At 71.6% G+C, this 17,815-nt stretch carries 13 protein-coding genes; 8 read left to right on the top strand and 5 right to left on the bottom strand.

The genetic code is table 11. From position 1 onward, the window contains the following. Positions 1-188: 188 nt before the first annotated feature. From uvrB to WMF44_RS03750, 4 genes are all read left to right on the top strand, one after another. Positions 189-2,348, top strand: a complete 2,160-nt coding sequence (uvrB, locus tag WMF44_RS03765; RefSeq protein ID WP_437297746.1) for an excinuclease ABC subunit UvrB — start codon at positions 189-191, stop codon at positions 2,346-2,348. Positions 2,349-2,493: 145 nt separating this feature from the next. Further along, on the top strand, positions 2,494-3,678 hold the full coding sequence (serB, locus tag WMF44_RS03760) for a phosphoserine phosphatase SerB (protein WP_437297745.1): 1,185 nt from the start codon (positions 2,494-2,496) through the stop codon (positions 3,676-3,678). 292 nt (positions 3,679-3,970) lie between these two features. Next, positions 3,971-4,990 carry a LacI family DNA-binding transcriptional regulator gene (locus WMF44_RS03755; protein ID WP_437297744.1) on the top strand — a complete coding sequence of 340 codons (1,020 nt, stop codon included), beginning with the start codon at positions 3,971-3,973 and terminating at the stop codon, positions 4,988-4,990. A gap of 189 nt (positions 4,991-5,179) precedes the next feature. Further along, on the top strand, positions 5,180-7,117 hold the full coding sequence (locus WMF44_RS03750) for a glycoside hydrolase 5 family protein (protein ID WP_437297743.1): 1,938 nt from the start codon (positions 5,180-5,182) through the stop codon (positions 7,115-7,117). A gap of 20 nt (positions 7,118-7,137) precedes the next feature. Here WMF44_RS03750 and WMF44_RS03745 read toward each other — a convergent pair whose 3' ends face one another. The 3 genes from WMF44_RS03745 to WMF44_RS03735 form a co-directional block, all read right to left on the bottom strand. Continuing rightward, entirely contained in the window at positions 7,138-7,821 is a 684-nt protein-coding gene (locus tag WMF44_RS03745) for an extensin-like domain-containing protein (protein ID WP_437297742.1), read from the bottom strand. Between the two features lie 325 nt (positions 7,822-8,146). Next, complete coding sequence (locus tag WMF44_RS03740; RefSeq protein WP_437297741.1) at positions 8,147-10,348, bottom strand: ABC transporter permease subunit/CPBP intramembrane protease; 2,202 nt, start codon at positions 10,346-10,348, stop codon at positions 8,147-8,149. Positions 10,349-10,354: 6 nt separating this feature from the next. Further along, positions 10,355-11,140, bottom strand: coding sequence for an ABC transporter ATP-binding protein (locus WMF44_RS03735; RefSeq protein WP_437297740.1), 786 nt, complete (start codon positions 11,138-11,140; stop codon positions 10,355-10,357). A 200-nt stretch (positions 11,141-11,340) separates the two neighbouring features. On the opposite strand from WMF44_RS03735, the gene WMF44_RS03730 reads away from it, so the two are divergent. The 4 genes from WMF44_RS03730 (at position 11,341) to WMF44_RS03715 (ending at position 15,931) form a co-directional block, all read left to right on the top strand. Further along, positions 11,341-11,565, top strand: coding sequence for a hypothetical protein (locus WMF44_RS03730; protein ID WP_437297739.1), 225 nt, complete (start codon positions 11,341-11,343; stop codon positions 11,563-11,565). 82 nt (positions 11,566-11,647) lie between these two features. Further along, positions 11,648-12,874 (top strand): hypothetical protein, encoded by a 1,227-nt coding sequence (locus WMF44_RS03725; protein WP_437297738.1) that lies wholly within the window; start codon positions 11,648-11,650, stop codon positions 12,872-12,874. A 191-nt stretch (positions 12,875-13,065) separates the two neighbouring features. Then, on the top strand, positions 13,066-13,893 hold the full coding sequence (gene thiD / locus WMF44_RS03720; protein WP_437297737.1) for a bifunctional hydroxymethylpyrimidine kinase/phosphomethylpyrimidine kinase: 828 nt from the start codon (positions 13,066-13,068) through the stop codon (positions 13,891-13,893). Positions 13,894-14,245: 352 nt separating this feature from the next. Further along, positions 14,246-15,931 (top strand): FHA domain-containing serine/threonine-protein kinase, encoded by a 1,686-nt coding sequence (locus tag WMF44_RS03715; RefSeq protein WP_157906421.1) that lies wholly within the window; start codon positions 14,246-14,248, stop codon positions 15,929-15,931. A gap of 185 nt (positions 15,932-16,116) precedes the next feature. On the opposite strand, the gene WMF44_RS03710 is transcribed toward WMF44_RS03715, so the two are convergent. Both WMF44_RS03710 and WMF44_RS03705 read right to left on the bottom strand, forming a co-directional pair. Continuing rightward, positions 16,117-16,698, bottom strand: coding sequence for a hypothetical protein (locus WMF44_RS03710; protein ID WP_437297736.1), 582 nt, complete (start codon positions 16,696-16,698; stop codon positions 16,117-16,119). A gap of 407 nt (positions 16,699-17,105) precedes the next feature. After that, positions 17,106-17,678, bottom strand: a complete 573-nt coding sequence (locus WMF44_RS03705; protein ID WP_437297735.1) for a hypothetical protein — start codon at positions 17,676-17,678, stop codon at positions 17,106-17,108. Between the last annotated feature and the right edge of the window lie 137 nt (positions 17,679-17,815).

Here is a 17,815-nt window from a genome sequence, read left to right as displayed (position 1 = left end):
TGAACGACAGTGGGTCGACAATTTCCGCTCGGCCAATGGTTGCCGATAGTTGGAAGACCGACGAAGACCGACGAAGACCGACGAAGCCGGACGAGACCGCGCCTTCCCGGTGAGGCCACCCCGCCCTCCGGCCCTGACGGCCGCGGAGGTTGCGAGGAGCGCCTCGCCGCACTAGGGTCCTCCGCTCCATGCCCACACACTTCGAGCTCGTCTCCGAATTCAAGCCGTGCGGTGACCAGCCTCGCGCGCTCCAGGAGATCTGCTCCGCGTTCGAGCAGGGCGAGGCCTTCCAGGTCCTCCTCGGCGTCACGGGCAGCGGCAAGACGTTCACCGCCGCCAAGGTGATCGAAAAGCTGCAAAAGCCGACCCTCATCATGGCGCCGAACAAGACGCTGGCGGCCCAGCTCTACGGCGAGATGCGGGAGCTCTTCCCCAACAACGCCGTCCACTACTTCGTCAGCTACTACGACTACTACCAGCCCGAAGCCTACGTCCCGACGAGCGACACGTTCATCGAGAAGGACGCGATCATCAACGACGCGATCGACCGCATGCGCCACGCGGCGACGCACGCGCTGCTCTCGCGGCCGGACGTGATCATCGTCGCCTCCGTGAGCTGCATCTACGGCATCGGCTCGGCCGAGAGCTACCACGGGCTCCTGATCAAGCTCGAGCGCGGCACCGAGATCCGCCGCGACGAGCTCCTGCGGCGGCTCGTCGACATCCAGTACACGCGGAACGACGTCGATTTCCACCGCGGGACGTTCCGCGTCCGCGGCGATGTCGTCGAGATCTTCCCGGCCTACGAGGAGGCGCTCGCGATCCGGGTCGAGTTCTTCGGCGACGAGATCGAGGCCATCAAGGAGGTCGACCCGGTCCGCGGCAAGGTGGTGGGCCAGCTCGATCGCTACGCGGTCTTCCCCGGCTCCCACTACGTCACCGAGCAACAGCAGCTCAGGCTCGCGATCCAGGCGATCCGCGAGGAGCTGCGCGAGCGGATCGACTTCTACGACAGGGCCGTGCGCTTCCTCGAGAAGCAGCGAATCGAGCAGCGCACGATGTACGATCTCGAGATGCTGGAGCAGATGGGGTTCTGCAACGGCATCGAGAACTACTCGCGCCACCTCTCGGGCCGGAAGGCCGGCGAGCCCCCGCCGACGCTGATCGACTATTTCCCGAAGGACTTCCTCCTCATCATCGACGAGTCGCACCAGACCGTCCCGCAGGTCGGGGCGATGTTCCGGGGCGACCGGGCGCGGAAAGAGACGCTCGTCGAGTACGGGTTCCGGCTCCCCAGCGCGCTCGACAACCGGCCGCTCCAGTTCGAGGAGTTCGAGCAACACTACGCGCAGGTCCTCTTCGTGAGCGCGACGCCCGGCGACTACGAGCTGCAGAAGTCGGCCGGGTCGGTCGTGGAGCAGATCATCCGGCCGACCGGGCTCATCGATCCGCAGATCCACATCCGCCCGGTGTCCGGTCAGGTCGACGACCTGCTCGCGCGCATCCGGGAGCGGGTCGGCCGCGGCGATCGCGTGCTCGTCACGACGCTGACCAAGCGGATGGCCGAGGATCTGACCGAGTACTACACGGAGCTCGGCATCCGGGTCCGCTACCTCCACTCGGACGTCGACACGCTCCAGCGCGTGGAGATCCTCCGCGATCTCCGGCGCGGCGAGTTCGACGTGCTGGTCGGCATCAACCTGCTGCGCGAGGGGCTCGATCTGCCCGAGGTGTCGCTGGTCGCCATCCTCGACGCCGACAAGGAGGGCTTCCTCCGGAGCCCGCGCTCGCTCATCCAGACGATCGGCCGCGCCGCACGCAACGTGCACGGCGAGGTCGTGATGTACGCCGATCGCATCACCGAGGCGATGAAGCGCGCGATGGACGAGACGAACCGGCGGCGCGCGATCCAGGAGGCGTACAACAAGGAGCACGGCATCACGCCGGCCACGGTGAAGAAGGCGATCCTCGACCTGTCGCCCACCTCGGGCACGCGCGACTACTACGCCGTCCCGAAGGGCCCGGCGAAGCCCGCGGCCGATGCGGCGCGCGCCGCGGTGGACCTGGTCGACCAGATCGACGCGCTCCGGCAGGAGATGTTCGCGGCGGCGGAGAACCTCGAGTTCGAGAAGGCGGCGCGGCTGCGCGATCAGCTCCGGCAGCTCAAGGCACAGCAGGGGGACGGGGACGCCGGCGCGGCGCGCGAGGCGGCCGAGGAGAAGCCGGCGCGGGCTGGGCGGCCGGCGAGCCGGCGCGGGCCGGGCGGCAAGGGGGGCGGGAGGCCGGCGGCGGGCGGCAAAGGGGGCGGACGGGCGGCGGCGGGGCGAGGGGGCGGGCGCTACCGATAGCTACGGAGCCCGCGGGGGAGGAGGCTGCGCGCGACGGGGGGAGCGGTGGTTTGGCAAACGCTCTTTCGGTGAAGCATCGTTTTGCTTCGTGCGGCGAGCTATCGGCGTCGACCCTGCCGCGCGACGCTGTTAAGGGGGCCCCGGCATGGCAGTCTCGTCCGATCCGATACTCGTCACCGTCACCGGCAAGGACCACCCCGGCATCACCGCTCGGCTCACGGGCATCCTCAGCGATATCGGCGCCACGCTGCTCGACATCGAGCAGGTGGTGGTGCACGGAAACCTGAACCTCGCGCTCCTCGCGCTCTTCCCCGAGACACGCAGCGGACTCAAGGAGCTGCTGTTCGCCGCGAAAGAGCTCGGCGTGACGCTCGACTTCAAGCCGCTCGACGGGGGCGCGCCGCGGCGCACGCCGGGGAGCCGGTACGTGGTGACAGCCATCGGGCGCGAGCTCGGCGCGAAGCCGCTGCACGACGTGGCCTCCACGCTCGCAGCCCACGGCGCGAACATCGAGAAGATCGCGCGGCTGTCGGTCGAACGCCTCTCGTCGGTGGAGATCCAGGTGCTGCTCCAGCGCGAAGAAGAGGCCGACGCCCTCAAGCAGGCCCTCCTCGCCCTCGCGACGCAGAACAGCTTCGATCTCGCGCTGCAACGCGAGGGGCTCTTCCGCCGGAGCAAGCGGCTCGTCGTGATGGACATGGACTCGACGCTCATCCGGATCGAGGTGATCGACGAGCTGGCGCGCGCGAAGGGCGTCGCGGAGCAGGTGGCGAAGATCACCGAGCGCGCGATGCAGGGGGAGATGGATTATGACGAGTCGCTCCGCCAGCGGCTCTCGCTGCTCCGCGGCCTCGACGTCGGCGTGCTGCGGAAGCTCGCCGCAGAGCTCCCCATCACCGAGGGCGCAGAGACGCTCATCCGGGTGCTGAAGCGGCTCGGCTACCGGACCGCCGTGATCTCCGGCGGCTTCTCCATCGCAGCGGAGGCGCTGAAAGCGCGGCTCGGGATCGACTACGCCTACTCGAACGCGCTCGAGGTCGTGAACGGACAGCTGACCGGCCGGGTCACAGGGCCGATCGTCAACGCACAACGCAAGGCCGAGCTGCTCGAGACCATCGCCCAAGCAGAAGGCGTGTTGCTCGATCAGACCATCGCCGTGGGCGACGGCGCCAACGACCTCCTGATGCTGCAAAGAGCCGGCCTCGGCGTCGCGTTCCGCGCAAAGCCCAAGCTGCGAGAGGCCGCCGACACGTCCCTCTCCGCAAGCGGCCTCGACGCCATCCTCTTCCTGCTCGGCATCACCGAACGCGAGCTCCTCGAGGTGGCATGAGCCGCACGACACGGCCCGTCCGCCCAGCAGCGGAGTCCCACGGGACGCAGCGCCGCGCTCGACAGCGGCGCGCTGACCGGGCCCCCGCGGCCGTCCGGCGCGGCGCCTGACCCGCCTCGCCTGGCCAGGCGACGGTGTGGGAGGGGCTGCGCTGGGCGCGTCGCTCGCTCGCGGCGCTCGGCCGTGCGCGGCGTTCGGCTCGCCAGCGGGCCGCCGTGCTATCCACCGGGGCCATGCGGCGGAGCGGGTTCACACGGCAGGCGCGCTCCGTCGCCCGGAGCGGAGGTGATGCGTGAAGCGTCCGACGATCACGGACATCGCGTGGCGGGCGGGGGTATCCAAAGGAGCGGTGTCGTATGCGCTGAACGGCAGGCCCGGCGTGTCGGAGCCGACGCGCGAGCGGATCCTGGCCATCGCGGCGGAGCTGGGCTGGCAGCCGAGCAACGCGGCGCGGGCGCTCTCCGACGGCCGCGCCGGCGCCGTCGGCCTGGTCATCGATCGGCCCGCGCACATGCTCGGCATCGAGCCGTTCTTCATGCAGCTCATCTCCGGCATCGAGGCGGAGCTGTCCGAGAAGGCCGAGGCGCTGCTGCTCAAGGTCACGGAGGATCGCGTGGCCGAGGTGGAGACCTACCGCCGCTGGTGGGCCGAGCGGCGGGTCGACGGGGTGATCCTCGTCGACCTCTGCGACGACGATCCGCGCGTGAAGCTGATCGAGGAGCTGAAGCTCCCGGCGGTGGTGATCGGCGGGCCGGCGGGCAAGGGGCAGCTGCCCGCGGTGTGGAGCGACGACGCGAGCGCCATGCGGGCCGTCGTCGACTACCTGGCCGCGCTGGGCCACCGGTCGATCGCGCGGGTCGCCGGCCCGGCCGAGTTCGTGCACACCGCGGTCCGCACCAAGGCGTTCACCGCGGCCGCGCGCCAGCGGCGCCTGGATCGGGTGCAGACCGTCCACGCCGACTACACGGGCGAGGCAGGCGGCCAGGCCACACGGCGGCTCCTCGCCGAGGCCTCGCCGCCGACGGCCATCGTCTTCGACAACGACGTGATGGCCGTGGCCGCGCTCGCGGTCGCCCACGAGATGCGCGTCCCCGTGCCGGAGCGCCTCTCGATCGTGGCCTGGGACGACTCGGCGCTGTGCCAGCTCGTCCACCCCGCCCTGACCGCGGTGCGCCGCAACATCGCCGAGCACGGCTCCCGCGCCGCCGCGCTGCTCCTCCGCCTCGTCGCCGGAGAGCCGGTCGCCGACGACGAGTGCAGCGCGCCGACGCTCGCGACGCGGGGCAGCACCGCCCCGCCCCCCCGCGCATGAGCCGGCCCGGCCCGAGCGAGGGCCCTGCCCCCCCGCACGGGCGCATAGACTGAACCGATTAAGTAGCGTAAGCTGAACCGATTAAGTCACCTGCCCGCCGCTCGCGCCTGGAGCGCGCGGCCCGCGCCGCGAGCAGGAGGACGGACGGTGTTCGAGAGCGCCGCTCTGCATGACCAGGACGAGAGGACTATGCACCGCAATTTCGCCAAAGTCGCAGTTCGTCAACAGGCGGTCGCCTGGCTGGGGGCCAATTTCTGGTCGAGGCGCGGCGGCCCGCTCATGTGGCAGAGCTATGATCCGTCCGTGGTCCGGGAGGAGCTCCGGGTGCTCGCCGATCACGGCCTGACCATGACGCGGTCGTTCTTCTACTGGCCGCATTTCATGCCGGAGCCGGACCGGATCGACGAGGACTGCGTCGCGCGTTATGCCGATTTCCTCGAGGCGCATGTCGAGGCGGGCCTCACGACGATCCCGACCCTCCTCGTCGGCCACATGTCCGGCGAGAACTGGGACCCGGCATGGCGGCGCGGGCGGGATCTCTACGGCGATGTGTGGATGGTGGCCCGGCAGGCCTGGTTCGCCGAGCAGATGGCGCGGCGCTTCGCGGGGCACCAGGCGGTGACGGGCTGGCTCGTCTCCAACGAGATGCCGATCTACGGCGAGCGCGAGCGCTCGATCCGCGAGAACGTCACGAGCTGGGCGAGCCTGGTCGTGCAGGCGCTGCGGGCCGGCGGGGCGAGCCAGCCAATCTCGATCGGCGACGGCGCGTGGGGCATCGAGGTCACGGGGAACGACAATGGGTTCTCCGTCCGCGATCTCGGCGCGCTCGTCGACTTCCTCGGCCCGCACGTGTACCGGATGGAGAACGACCTGGCGCGCCAGCACTACGGCGCGGCGTTCGTCTGCGAGCTCACGGGCTTCCTCGGCAAGCCCGTCGTGCTGGAGGAGTTCGGCGTGTCGTCGGCCTTCGCGTCCGACGAGAACGCCGCGCACTACTACCGGCAGGTCCTCCACAACACGCTGCTCGCCGGCGCCACCGGGTGGATCGGCTGGAACAACACCGATTTCGATCTCATTCACCAGGATCCCTACAGGCACCACCCGTTCGAGCTCCACTTCGGGCTGACGACCGTCGAGGGCCGCCCCAAGCCGCAGCTCGAGGAGATGGCCCGCTTCGCCAAGGTGCTCTCCGACATCGACGTCCTCGGCTGTGAGCGCGAGCCGGCCGACGCGGCGCTGATCGTCCCGTCGTACCTGGAAGGCGCGTTCCCGTTCACGGAGGCCGAGGACCGCAGCTACCTGTTCACGATGCTGCGGCAGGCCTACATCGCGGCGAAGGAGGCGGACCTGCCGGTCGGGCTGACGCGGGAGCGGGACGGGATCGCCGAGGACTGCCGGCTTTACCTGCTGCCGTCGGCCAAGCAGCTGACCGCGCCCACATGGCACCTCCTGGAGCGGCTGGCCTCCGCCGGCGCGGTCGTCTACGCGTCGTACTGCCACGGCACGCACGGGTCGCAGCGCGGGCCGTGGTACGCGCACCTCAACGCGCTGTTCGGCGTCGAGCACCAGCTGCGCTACGGGATGATCGATCCGATCGAGGACGATCGCGCGAAGCTCACCTTCGAATGCCAGTTCGGCACCATCGCGGCGGGCACGACGCTCACGTTCCCGGTCTCCGGCACCGAGCACAGCCGCGCTTACCTCCCCGTGCGCCCGAGGGGCGCGGAGGTCGTCGCGGTCGACCAGCGCGGCCGGCCGGCGCTGCTGCGGCGCAAGATCGGGAGCGGCAGCGTCGTGCTCTGCACGGTTCCGATCGAGCACTTCGCCGCGGCGACCCCGCGGATCAACCCGGAGCCGACCTACACGCTCTACGACGCGCTCGCCGAGCTCGCCGGCGTGAAGCGGCCGGTCACGGTGGACGACCCGCGCGTCGCGGCCGACACGCTGCGCCACCGCGACGGCCGCCGCTTCGTGTTCCTTGTCAGCCAGGCGGATCAGCCGCTCTCGGTGGAGCCCGCCGCGGCCTCGGGGCACCTGACCGAGCTGGGCGGCAAGTCCCCCGTCCAGGCCGTGGAGCTCGCGCCGTACGACGTGCGGATCCTCGAGCTGCAGCCGGGGCCGCGGTAAGCGCGGGGCGGCCAGCCGTCTCAGTACCAGCGCGGCGTGCCGCAATCGATGTGCAGGTGGTCCCGGTGGCTTGCGTCGAAGTCCGGGCCGAGGACGCGCGCGGCCGCCCCGTCGGCGCGGAGCCGGCGGGCCACGCCCCGGAGGAAGCGGCCCTCACGGGTGCTCGGGTCGTCCCCGTGGAGCACGTAATCGCGGAGCACGCTGATCGCGCGGCCGCGCTTCGGCGAGAAGCGCGCGATATCGAATGCATTGCCGAACGAGTGCTCGCTCAGCCCCTCGCTCCACGGGCGCATCCTGCCGACCACTTCGCGACAAGCATAGCTCCCCAGGGTGTTGATGCGGACGATCTGCGAGCTCAGGTGCGCCTCGGCCTCTTCCTGGATCACGCGCTCCATATCGGCCAGCCGGAGGGCGAGCGAGCAATCGACTTGCAGCGGCGGCGAGTAAACGATGCCGGTCGGCCCGCGGCTCAGCAGCACGCCGTGGGGGATGCCACACCCCTTCTTGTTGGGCTTCACGGTGTCCGGCAGCGACTGGAACCGCGCCCCCGCAACCTTGAGGGCATCGCGGCAATCCGCCCCTGCGGCCGCGGCGATGTGGTTCCACTGGCGCTGCGCCCGCGGAGGCCGCTCGCGGAGGCCGGCAGCGTCCGCGAGGTGCTCGATCCAGGGGCCGGCCCATCCCGGCGATGTCGGCGGCGTCACGGGTGGTCCTGCGGCACCGGCGGGCGCCGCTTCCGCGGAGACCGGCGCCCCCGCGGCCTCAGCCGGTGCTGCTCCAGCGATTCCAGCGAGGGCAGGCGCTTCGCCGGGGGCCGGCGCCGCGAGACGGCCGGGCGCGGTTCCTCCGCGCTCCGCGAGCGTGGGACCGCCGTGAGAGCAGGACAGCGCCGAGGTCATCGCCGCCGCAGCGAACCCCAGAAGAAAGCGTGCGTGCACATCGATGTCCGTACCGCCGCCAGCGGCCGGCGCAAGGTGCGCGATTCCCCTCCACGCGCACTCGCCCACACCGCTGCCGCGTTCGCCAGCCTCAGCCCTGCGCCGCGCCGCCTCCGCCGGCCGCTCCCCCGCGACGCTCGCGCTCGTCCATCTTCGCCTTCCCGTCCGGTTCCGGTTCCGGTTCCGGCGCGCTCGGCGCCGAGAACCGGAGCAGGAGCAGCCCGGCCAGCGAGACGACCATGCCCGCGAACGTCACGCTCCAGGGCAGGAGCTCTCCTTCGAGGAGGCCTTGCGCCCATGACGGCTTGAAATAGAGGAGCGACACCGCGAGCCCGTTGTTCAGGGCGTGAAGCAGCGCCCCGGGCAAAACGGAGCCGGTGCGGTGGCGCGCGTAGCCGAGCGCCAGCCCGAGCGAGAACGTCGGCAAGAGCCGGTACACCGACCCGTGCGCGAGCCCGAAGAGGAGCGCCGATACGCCGATCGCCACCGCGGGCCCGGCGCGGCGCAGGCCTGCGTAGACGAGGCCGCGGAACAGGAGCTCCTCGCAGACGGCCGGCGTGACGGCGACGAGCAGCAGGACGACCGGGTACGGCTGCCCGCCGAGCAGCACGAGCTCGCCCAGCTCGCGGGCGAAGGGCTCCGGCGCCGGGAACCACCGGAGGACGGTGCCGCCGATCGCGGCCCACGCCGCGACCCCGAGGAGCAGCGCCCCGGCGAGGCCCCGGACCGAGGCCAGCCTGAGGCCGAGCGTCGCCCGCGGCGAGTAGCCGAAGCCGGCGACCAGCGCGAGGGTCGGGACCAGGAAGAAGCCGACCTGGGAGACCGCGAGCTGGACCGCCACGCTGGTGCGGGCGATGAGCAGGCTGCCATAGAAGAAGAGCACCTGGACGCCCGCGAACGCCGCCAGCGAGAAGCCCGCCGAGGGCGCCCCGCCGGCCCGGCGCCCCAGGCCGAGCACGGCGCGCGCCGACTCTTGCCCCCCGAGGAGCACGCTCTCGCGCTCGAAGACGCGCGCGGCGAAGAGGAGCGCGAGGCAGGCATAGAGCGCCGAGGAGACGAGCGCGGTGAAGAGGAGATCGGCCGGCGCCTCTCCGACGAACAGCGCCTTGATCAGCACCGCGATGTTGAGGACCGGGGCGTAGGCCGTCCACGGGTTGAGCTCGACCACCGGCAGGGCCGTGATGCCGGCGAGCAGCGAGAGCGGCAGGTACGCCGGCATGAGCGCGTTCTGACCATCCTTGAAGTCCTTCGCGAACACGGCGAGCGCGAGGAACAGCGCCGAGAACAGCAGCGTGACCGGCACGAGCAGCACGAACGTCAGCGCGAAGGTGCCGGGGCCGACGACCATCGCGTCCGGCAGCAACCGGCTCACCGTGAGCGACATGCTCACCACGTTGCCGAGCGCCGTGAGCAGCGAGATGACCCACACGGCCAGGAACTTGCCCGAGATGATCTCGATGGGCCGCACGGGCGCGCACAGCAGCGTCTGCATCGTGCCGCGCTCCTTCTCGCCCGCCGTCAGATCGATCGCCGGGAGGAAGCTGCCGAGGAGCGACATCAGGATCAGCAGCATCGGCATCATCGCGCCGAGGATCTGGCCGACCTTGCGGCTGTCCGCCGCGACGTCGCGCGGCACGACGTCGAACGCGCGCGAGAACCCCTCGGGCAGGCCGCGCTCCGCCTCTCGATCCGCGACGATGGCCCTGCGGGCGCGCTGCAGCGCGCCCTCGAGGCGCGCCTCCGCCGTGGCCGAGTCGGCGCGGACCGAGTCGAAGTAAATCGCGACGGCGCCCTTCCCGCCGCGCCCGAGCTCGGCCCCCATCGATGGCCACGGCACGAGCACCGCGTCGACCTTGCGCTCGCTCACCGCGGCGCGCGCCGCGGCGAGCACGGCGTTCTCCGGCTCGATCCACCTCGGCGGCTCGGCCTCGGCCTCGGGGGGCGCCGCCTCGCCGTCGTCCGGCGCGGGCTCTGGCCCCGCCGGCGGCGCGAGCGCCCCGGAGAGGAGCCCCTCGCGCACGTCGGGGGGCGCGCCGGCCCACGGCGCGAGCTCGATCTTGCCCGCCGCGGAGAGCCTCGCCTGCAGGCCCTCGGCGAGCTCTCCCCAGACCGCGATCCTGGACGGGCGCGCCTCGCGCGCGGCCGCCTCGACGCCGACGAGCTTGCTCATCGCGAGCGCGAAGAGCGGATAGAGGAGGAGCGGGACCACGACGAGGCGCACGAGCGTGCGCCGATCCCGGAGCGACTCGACGAGCTCCTTGCGGAGGATCGTCCAGACGATGGCGAGCCTCACGGCGCGTCAGCTCCCTGGCGCGGGCGCGCCGGCGCGCTCGGGCGTGTCGCGCGCCGCGCCCGGGCGGCTCCGCTCCACGTGGTGGAGGAAGGCGTCGGTCAGGTTCGTCGTGCCGGACCGCCCGAGGAGCTCGGGCAGGGTGCCGGCGTCGACGACGCGCCCCTCGTGCATGAGGGCGATGCGGTCGCAGAGGTACTCGGCCTCGCTCATGATGTGCGTCGAGAAGAGGATCGCCCTGCCCGCGGCGCGCTCCCGCCGGATCGACGCGACGATGAAGCGGCCGCTGAGGATGTCGAGCGCGGTCGTCGGCTCGTCGAGGATGAGCACCTCCGGCTCGTGGAGGAACGCGCGCGCGATGTTGGCGCGCTGCTTCTGCCCCGTGGAGAGCGTGCCGCACGGCCGCGAGGCGAACGCGTCCATCTCCAGGTCGGCCACGAGCGCGTCGATCCGGCGCGAGAGCGCCGCCTCTTCCATGCCGTACAGCCGACCGAAGTAGCGGAGCACCTCGCGGGGCGTGAGCCGCTGGTAGAGCTGCGTGTCCCCGGAGAGGAAGCCGAGGCGCTGCTTCGCCTCGAGCGGCCTCGCGGCCAGGTCGACGCCGCCGACCAGGATCTGCCCCTGGTCCGGCGACAGGATGCCGGCGAGCATCCGCAAGGTCGTCGTCTTGCCCGCGCCGTTCGGCCCGAGCAGCCCGACGACCTCCCCGGCGTACACGGCGAGATCGACCCCGTCCACGGCCGTGACGCCGCCGAACCGCTTCACCAGACGCTCGGCGTACAGGGCGGGGCGCATGGAAGCGTCTCCTAGTTCGGCCCGCGGCGCGGCGCAAAGCGCCCGTCGGACGGCCCCGCACGCAGCGCGTGCCGCGGCGCGCCGCCCATCTGCTCGCGCCGCCCGGTCGCCTCCGTCCAGGCAGCGTCGCGGCGCCGCCCCCTCGACGTCCGCCGCGGCCCCCCTAGACTACGCTGACGTCCATGCCAACGAGCCCGTCGATGCCCTATCGCGACCGTACGACGCCCGAGCCGGTCCAGTGCCCCTGCGGCCATGGTCGCGATCATTACATGGTGAGCGCCGAGGCGGAGTACCGCGTCCTCGGGTACATCCAGCTCGCGTTCGGGATCTCGGCCCGGCCGACGAAGGTGAAGTACAGGTGCCGGCGCTGCGACACGGTCTTCGCGACGACGAAGGATCCCACGGTCCTCGACAAGCATTACTGACGCCGAAGCCTCCAGCGCGGTCAGGCACCTCCCCCTGCCGTGGTCGCCTCGCTCGGCGCGCCCTGTGGCATACTCGTCGCTGATGCGACAACGGCTCTTCGCGATATCGTTCGTGATGCTCGGCGCGGCGGCCCTCCCGGCCGGCTTCCTGGCGGTCGCCTGCTCACCGGCGGAGCGCTCGTTCGGCGATGCCAGCAGCGGCGGCGGCGGGACCGGCGGCGCGTCGCCGACCGGCAGCGGCGGTGCATCGCCGGCCGGCAGCGGCGGTGCATCGCCGGCCGGCAGCGGCGGCGCGTCGCCGGCCGGCAGCGGGACCGGCGGCGGCGTGAGCGCCGGCGAAGGCGGGGGAGGAGGAACGGGCGCAGCTGGCGGAGGGGACACGCAACCATCGCCCCCGGAGGTCGTCGCCACGGGCCTCGACGACCCGTACTCGATCGCGGTCGACGACCAGAGCGTCTTCATCCTGTCCACCTCCACGTTGCTGCGTTGCCCCCTGGCAGGCTGCCCGGCTCCGGTGGTCCTCGCCGAGGGGCTCGGGCCTCCCTCGGGCGCCGCCATCGCCTCTCCCTACCTCATCGGGGTGGATCCGAATTTCGTGCACTGGCTGAGCTCCCCCAACGATGGAGGGTCCCGCCGCTACTACCGATGCCCGGCGGCCGGCTGCGTCTTCCAATCGCCGGTGCAAGTGTGGGAGTCCATCGCGAGCAACCTGAATCAGATCCAGGTGAGCGATGACGGCGTGGCGCGCATCTCGGACAAGTTCGATGTCCTGGAGTGCGATAACGGCCAATGCGAGCGGATCCGCTGCGTGAACGCGGACGGGATCCGTTCGTTCGTCATGGATGGGACGACCGTCTACTGGGCCCACGCCACCGATCCAGGAGGCGTCTATTTCTGCGATCCCGGCAATGCCGACGGCGCGATCCAGCTCCACGCCGAGCACGGCGTCGTCATGGCGATCCACGACGGGATTCATTACGTGATGAACGCGGCCAAGAGCACCATTTTCGCGTGCAAGAAGACCGGGTGCGGCGGCAGCCCGACGACCTTCGTCGAGGGCGAGCCGTCATTGACCAGCATGGCTGTCGGCCCCACAGGCGTGTACTGGACCGCTCTCGGCACGGGCACGAGCGCGGACGGCGTCGTCAAGATGTGTCCGCTGGACGGCTGCGGCGGCGGCCCTCGGGTCATCGCCTCGAACCAGGCGCGGCCGACGAGCGTCCGCCTCCGGAACGGCTTCGTCTACTGGTCCAACCGCGGCCTGGCCGGGAGCCCGATGTCGGGTGAGATCGTGCGCGCTGGCCTCTGACGCCCGGCCGGGATCGCGGCGCGGGCGCCTCCTCTCGCCGCGCCAGCAAGAACCCCTCGCCACTCGCCGCATTTCAGGACACCCTGCGCGCTCGCCATGCGCGCCTCTCGCAGCTCGCTCCCCGCTCTCCCAGCGCACCTGCCGCGCGGGGGCCGACCGGCCTCCGCGACCGCCCGCCGCCGGAGCGCGCCATGAAAGGACGCGTCCTCATCGTCGCCGGCTCCGACTCGGGCGGCGGCGCAGGAATCCAGGCCGATCTCAAGGCGGTCACCGCGCTCGACGCGTTCGGCGCGACGGCGATCACCGCGCTCACCGCCCAGAACACCCGCGGCGTCGACGCCGTGTTCCCGGTGCCGCCCGACTTCATCGGCCGCCAGATGGAGGTCGTGCTCGACGACATCGGCGCGGACGCCATCAAGACCGGGATGCTCCACTCGGCCGAGGTCATCGACGAGGTGGCGCGCGTCTACGAGCGCCTCGGCCGCGGCGCGCCGCTCGTGGTGGACCCGGTGATGGTCGCCAAGGGCGGCGCCCGGCTGCTGAAGTCCGACGCGGAGGGCGCCCTGCGCGCCCGGCTCCTGCCGCTCGCGGCGCTGCTCACGCCGAACATCCCCGAGGCCGAGGCGCTGACCGGGGTGGTCATCGACAGCGTGGACGCGATGCGCGGCGCCGCAGCGCGGCTGCTCGCCATGGGTCCGCGCGCCGTGCTGCTGAAGGGGGGCCACCTCCCGGGCGCGACGGTCGTCGACGTCCTCCGGGCCGCGCCGGGGCCCGGCGCCTCCGGGCTGCCGGAGGGCGAGCAGCTGTTCGAGGACGCGCGCATCGAGACGCGCGCGACCCACGGCACGGGCTGCACGCTCGCCTCGGCCATCGCCGCTGGCCTCGCCCAGGGCCTCGCCCTCGTCCCGGCGATCGGGCGCGCGCGGCGCTACCTCCGCGAGGCGATGCGCTCCGCGCCGGGGCTCGGCCAGGGCCACGGGCCGCTGAACCACGCCCACACGGCGCGGCCGTTCCCCTGAACAGCGCGGCGCGCCGCGCGCGTCTGTGGACGGCCGCGACGGCCGCGACGGCCGCGACGGCCGCGACGACCACGCCGGCCCCGCGCCGCGGGCCCCGCACGGCGGCCCCGTGCCGCGGGCCCCGCACGGCAGCCCCGTGCCGCGGGCCCCGCACGGCAGCCCGGCGGCTCTGCGAAGGAGCGGCGGGGCGGCCCGGTGCGGCGCCGAACGGGCCGCGTGCAGCGCTTGTGCAACGACTCGTTGCGCCCGGCGCGCGAATGGACGACCCTGCGCGCAGTCCGTATCGGCGTCCCGGCGCGTCTCCTTCGGCGCCGTCGCGGAGCTCTTCCTCACCCTTCGTGCGCCCGTGGCCGTGACCAAAGATCCCCTCCCTCCCATCGACGTCGGAACGGTCATCAACGACCGCTACGAGGTCCTGAAGAGCATCGGCAAAGGCGGCATGGGCGAGGTGTTCTTGGCCTTCGACCGCCTGACCCAGCAACAGGTGGCGCTCAAGGTGGTGCCCGAGGCCTCCGCCATGCCCGGCGACGACGAGGCGCTGCGGCAGGAGGTGATCCTCGCGCAGAAGGCCCGCCACCCGAACGTCTGCCGCGTGCACGACCTCGCCCCGAGCCCGTGGGGGCCCATCCTCGTGATGGAGTACATCCCCGGGCAGACGCTCCACAACCACATCCGCAAGCGCAAGACGTCGGGCGGGTTCAGCGCCGACGAGTTCCGGAAGATCTCGACCGACGTCTGCGCGGGGCTCGCCGCGATCCACCAGCAGGGGCTCGTGCACGGCGATCTGAAGCCCGGCAACGTGATGGTCGCCGACGATCGGGCGGTCATCCTCGACTTCGGCTTCGCGAAGGAGCGCGCCCGCGCCGCCGTGCGCAAGCCGGGGGCGCCTCCGGACGGCGGCACGCCTCACTACATGTCGCCGGAGCGGCTGCGCAGCGGCGGCGCGAGCCCGGAGGACGACGTCTACGCCGCGGCGCTGACGCTCTGGGAGATGTGGACCTGCCGCGTCCCCGAGCCCGGCTACAAGCCGCGGCTCAAGACGATGAAGCAGCAGATCACGTTCGACGTGCCCGCCGCGCTGACGAACGACGAGATCAGGCAGATCTTCCGCGCGCTGAACCCGGATCCGCAGATGCGCCCGCAGGCGCGGCACATGCGGTTCTTCAACCCGACGCAGACCGCGACCGCGCCGATCCAGCTGCCGCGCGAGCGCATCGATCCCGGCCCCGCGCCTGGGCGAGCCATCAAGACGCAGTTCACGCCGGGCGCGCAGTCGCTGCTCATCACGTACGCCACGAACGCGCCCGACAGCGTCGCCACCCTGTTCCCGCTGCAGAAGCCGGTGCTCTCCATCGGCCGCCGCAGCGATCAGGACCTCGTCCTCGCCGAGGCGACCGTCTCCGGATCCCACGCGCTCCTCCGCTGGCAGACGGGCTCCTGGCTGGTCGAGGATCTCAACAGCACGAACGGCACGTACGCGGACTTCCCCTTCGAGCGCAAAGCGCAGGTCTCGCTGCTCCATGGGGCCGAGGTGCAGCTCGGCGAGTGCCGTCTCATGGTGGTCACGTTCGGGCCCGACTCGCCGCACCACGACAAGGCGAAGCGTTACCTCGCCCGGCGCGACGGCCTCACGGGGCTGCTCGTGCGCGAACACCTGATGAAGGCGATCGACGAGGATGGCTTCTTCGCCGAGTGGGGCGAGGTGCCGATGCAGATCGCGCGCTTCGAGCTCCGCGGCCAGAACGGCCTCGTGAGCTTGCGACCGACGATCCTCGAGATGCTCGCGCTGCGCAAGGCCGCGCTTCAGGTCGTCGATTTGACCCAGACGCTGCTGCTCAGCCTGACGCCGGCCGCGGCCGGGCGCACCGGCCCGCTCACGTTCGTCGTCTCCATCGTGGGTCCCAACCTGGACGAGGCCCAGCACGTGGTCGAGCAGGTCGTCGCGCAGGTGCAGGGCACGCTCCCCGAGACGCTCGAGCTGACCGCCACGCTCGTGAAGTGCGAGCCTGGCCGCCCCGCGCGCACGCTGATCGACTGAAGCAGACCGCCGGGTCGTCGCTCGACCGTCGCTCGACCACCGGGCGGTGGCTCGAGCGCGTGTTCCGTCACGAAGCCACGGAGCCCATCACCAGGCGCACCGCGCCGGCAGCGCGCCGCGCAGCGCCTGCACCCTGCGAGCGCTCCTGCGCAACGGGGCCGCTCCCAGGCCGGAGCAGCAAGCGGCTACTGGACGGCGAGCGGCTGCTGGGCGGTGAGCGGCTGCTGGGACGGCCCGCTGCAGGCCTCGCCCGGAGCGGCGACACGATCGAGCACCACCTCGCCGGCCGACTTCCGGACGTCGATCTCGCCCTGCCAGATGAGCTCTGCGCTGCCCTGAGCGTCGACGACGTCGCGCAGCAGCCGCACGTAGACCTTGCGCTGGGCGACCTCGGGGATCGCCACCGCGAAGTCGAACGCGCAGACCGAATCACACCTCGGGTTCGCCGCGTCGGGCTCGTCCCGCTCGGTGATCTCGTAGATGCTGTCGATCCTGTCGACGTGCATCGCGCGCTGGCCGCAACAGTTCAGCAGGAGCCGGCTGTCCGCGATCTTCAGGGCGCCGCTCGACGGGTCGTAGCGCCAGCGCAGGACCTCGGCCCCGCAGTAGCTCTCCTCCCCCTCGGAGGCGAGCCGCCGCTCCGGATCCACGAACCCGCCGGCCTCGCTCACGAGCCCCACGTGCGCGGGCTCCGCCTCCAGGCACGCGCTCAGAGCGAGCAGCGACCCCACCGTTGCAAGCGCTCCACAGACCCCCAGGTACTTCATGCCCCGCTTTCCTTGACTGTCCGCGACACGGTTAAAATTCGACCAAAAGGCAAAGAACCAGGGCCTCTAGAAACGCGCTTCACGTATCCGCTACGTGCGCCTAGGGATTCAGCTGCAAGCCAACGTACACAAGGTGCGCACATGCGCCGCACCCCGGAGCAGCTGTACGCATATTCGAGTGTGATTTACGGGTTTCTGGAAACCTTGTCCAGGCGAAAGTGGCAGAGTTAGCCCGATTCTCTGACCATGAACGTCATGGCCAGCCAAGCTCCTCCACCGCCCTCCATCATCCCACCCCATGACGCGCTGCCGTGTGCTGCCATGCGCGGCGGGACATTCACGAACTCCCCCTGCCGCCCGCGGACGCGAGGTGCTGCGGAGCGATCCGGGGGCGTGTGCTCAGCGCCTCATCGCGCGGCGACCGTCTTGCTGCGCTGGCGCGGGGAGCCCTTCGCCTGGCAGCCGGCTTCCGCGGGCGTTTCGTCGAGTACGACCGCGCCGGCGGAGCCCCCCAGATCGAGGGAGCCGCTCCAGATCACGGCCGGGCCGCCCTGCTGATCGACGACGTCGCGCAGCAGCTTCACGTAGACCTCGCCCCGCGGGACGTCGTGCACGCCGACGGACAGATCGAAGGCGCACTGCTCACTGCAGCGACCTCCGGCGCCGTCCGGCGCGTCCCGCTCGGTGACCTCGAAGAGGCTGTCGATCCTCTCGACGTGGATCGCGCGCTTCCCGCAGCAGTCGAGCATCAAACGGGCATCGGCGAGGCGGAGCGTCGCCGCCGGCTCATCGTACTGCCAGCGCAGCACCTCGGCGCTGCAGTAACCCCCGTCCTCTGCCGCGGCGAGCCGGTGCTCCGGGTTCCTGAACCCCCCCTGCTCGCTGATCCTCGCCTCCTGAACCGCCGCCACCTGGCTGCAGCCACCGGAACAGAAGGCCCCGACGATCGCGATGGCGGTCCAGATACGGCTCGACACCATGCACTTCTCCATTTCCTCTTGGCTGGCTGGCCAGGGCGGCTCGTCCCAGTTTCGTTGCAATTTTCCAGCCAACTCTCCCCCTGAGCAGTCCGGAGGCTAACCGCGACCGACGCGGTGGGCCAAGGAAGCGGGGGCTG

Source organism: Sorangium sp. So ce426 (assembly GCF_051475585.1).
Taxonomy (GTDB): Bacteria; Myxococcota_A; Polyangia; order Polyangiales; family Polyangiaceae; genus Sorangium; species Sorangium cellulosum_B.
Note: the sequence above shows the minus strand (reverse complement) of the source record. Positions and strands in the feature narration are given on the sequence as shown.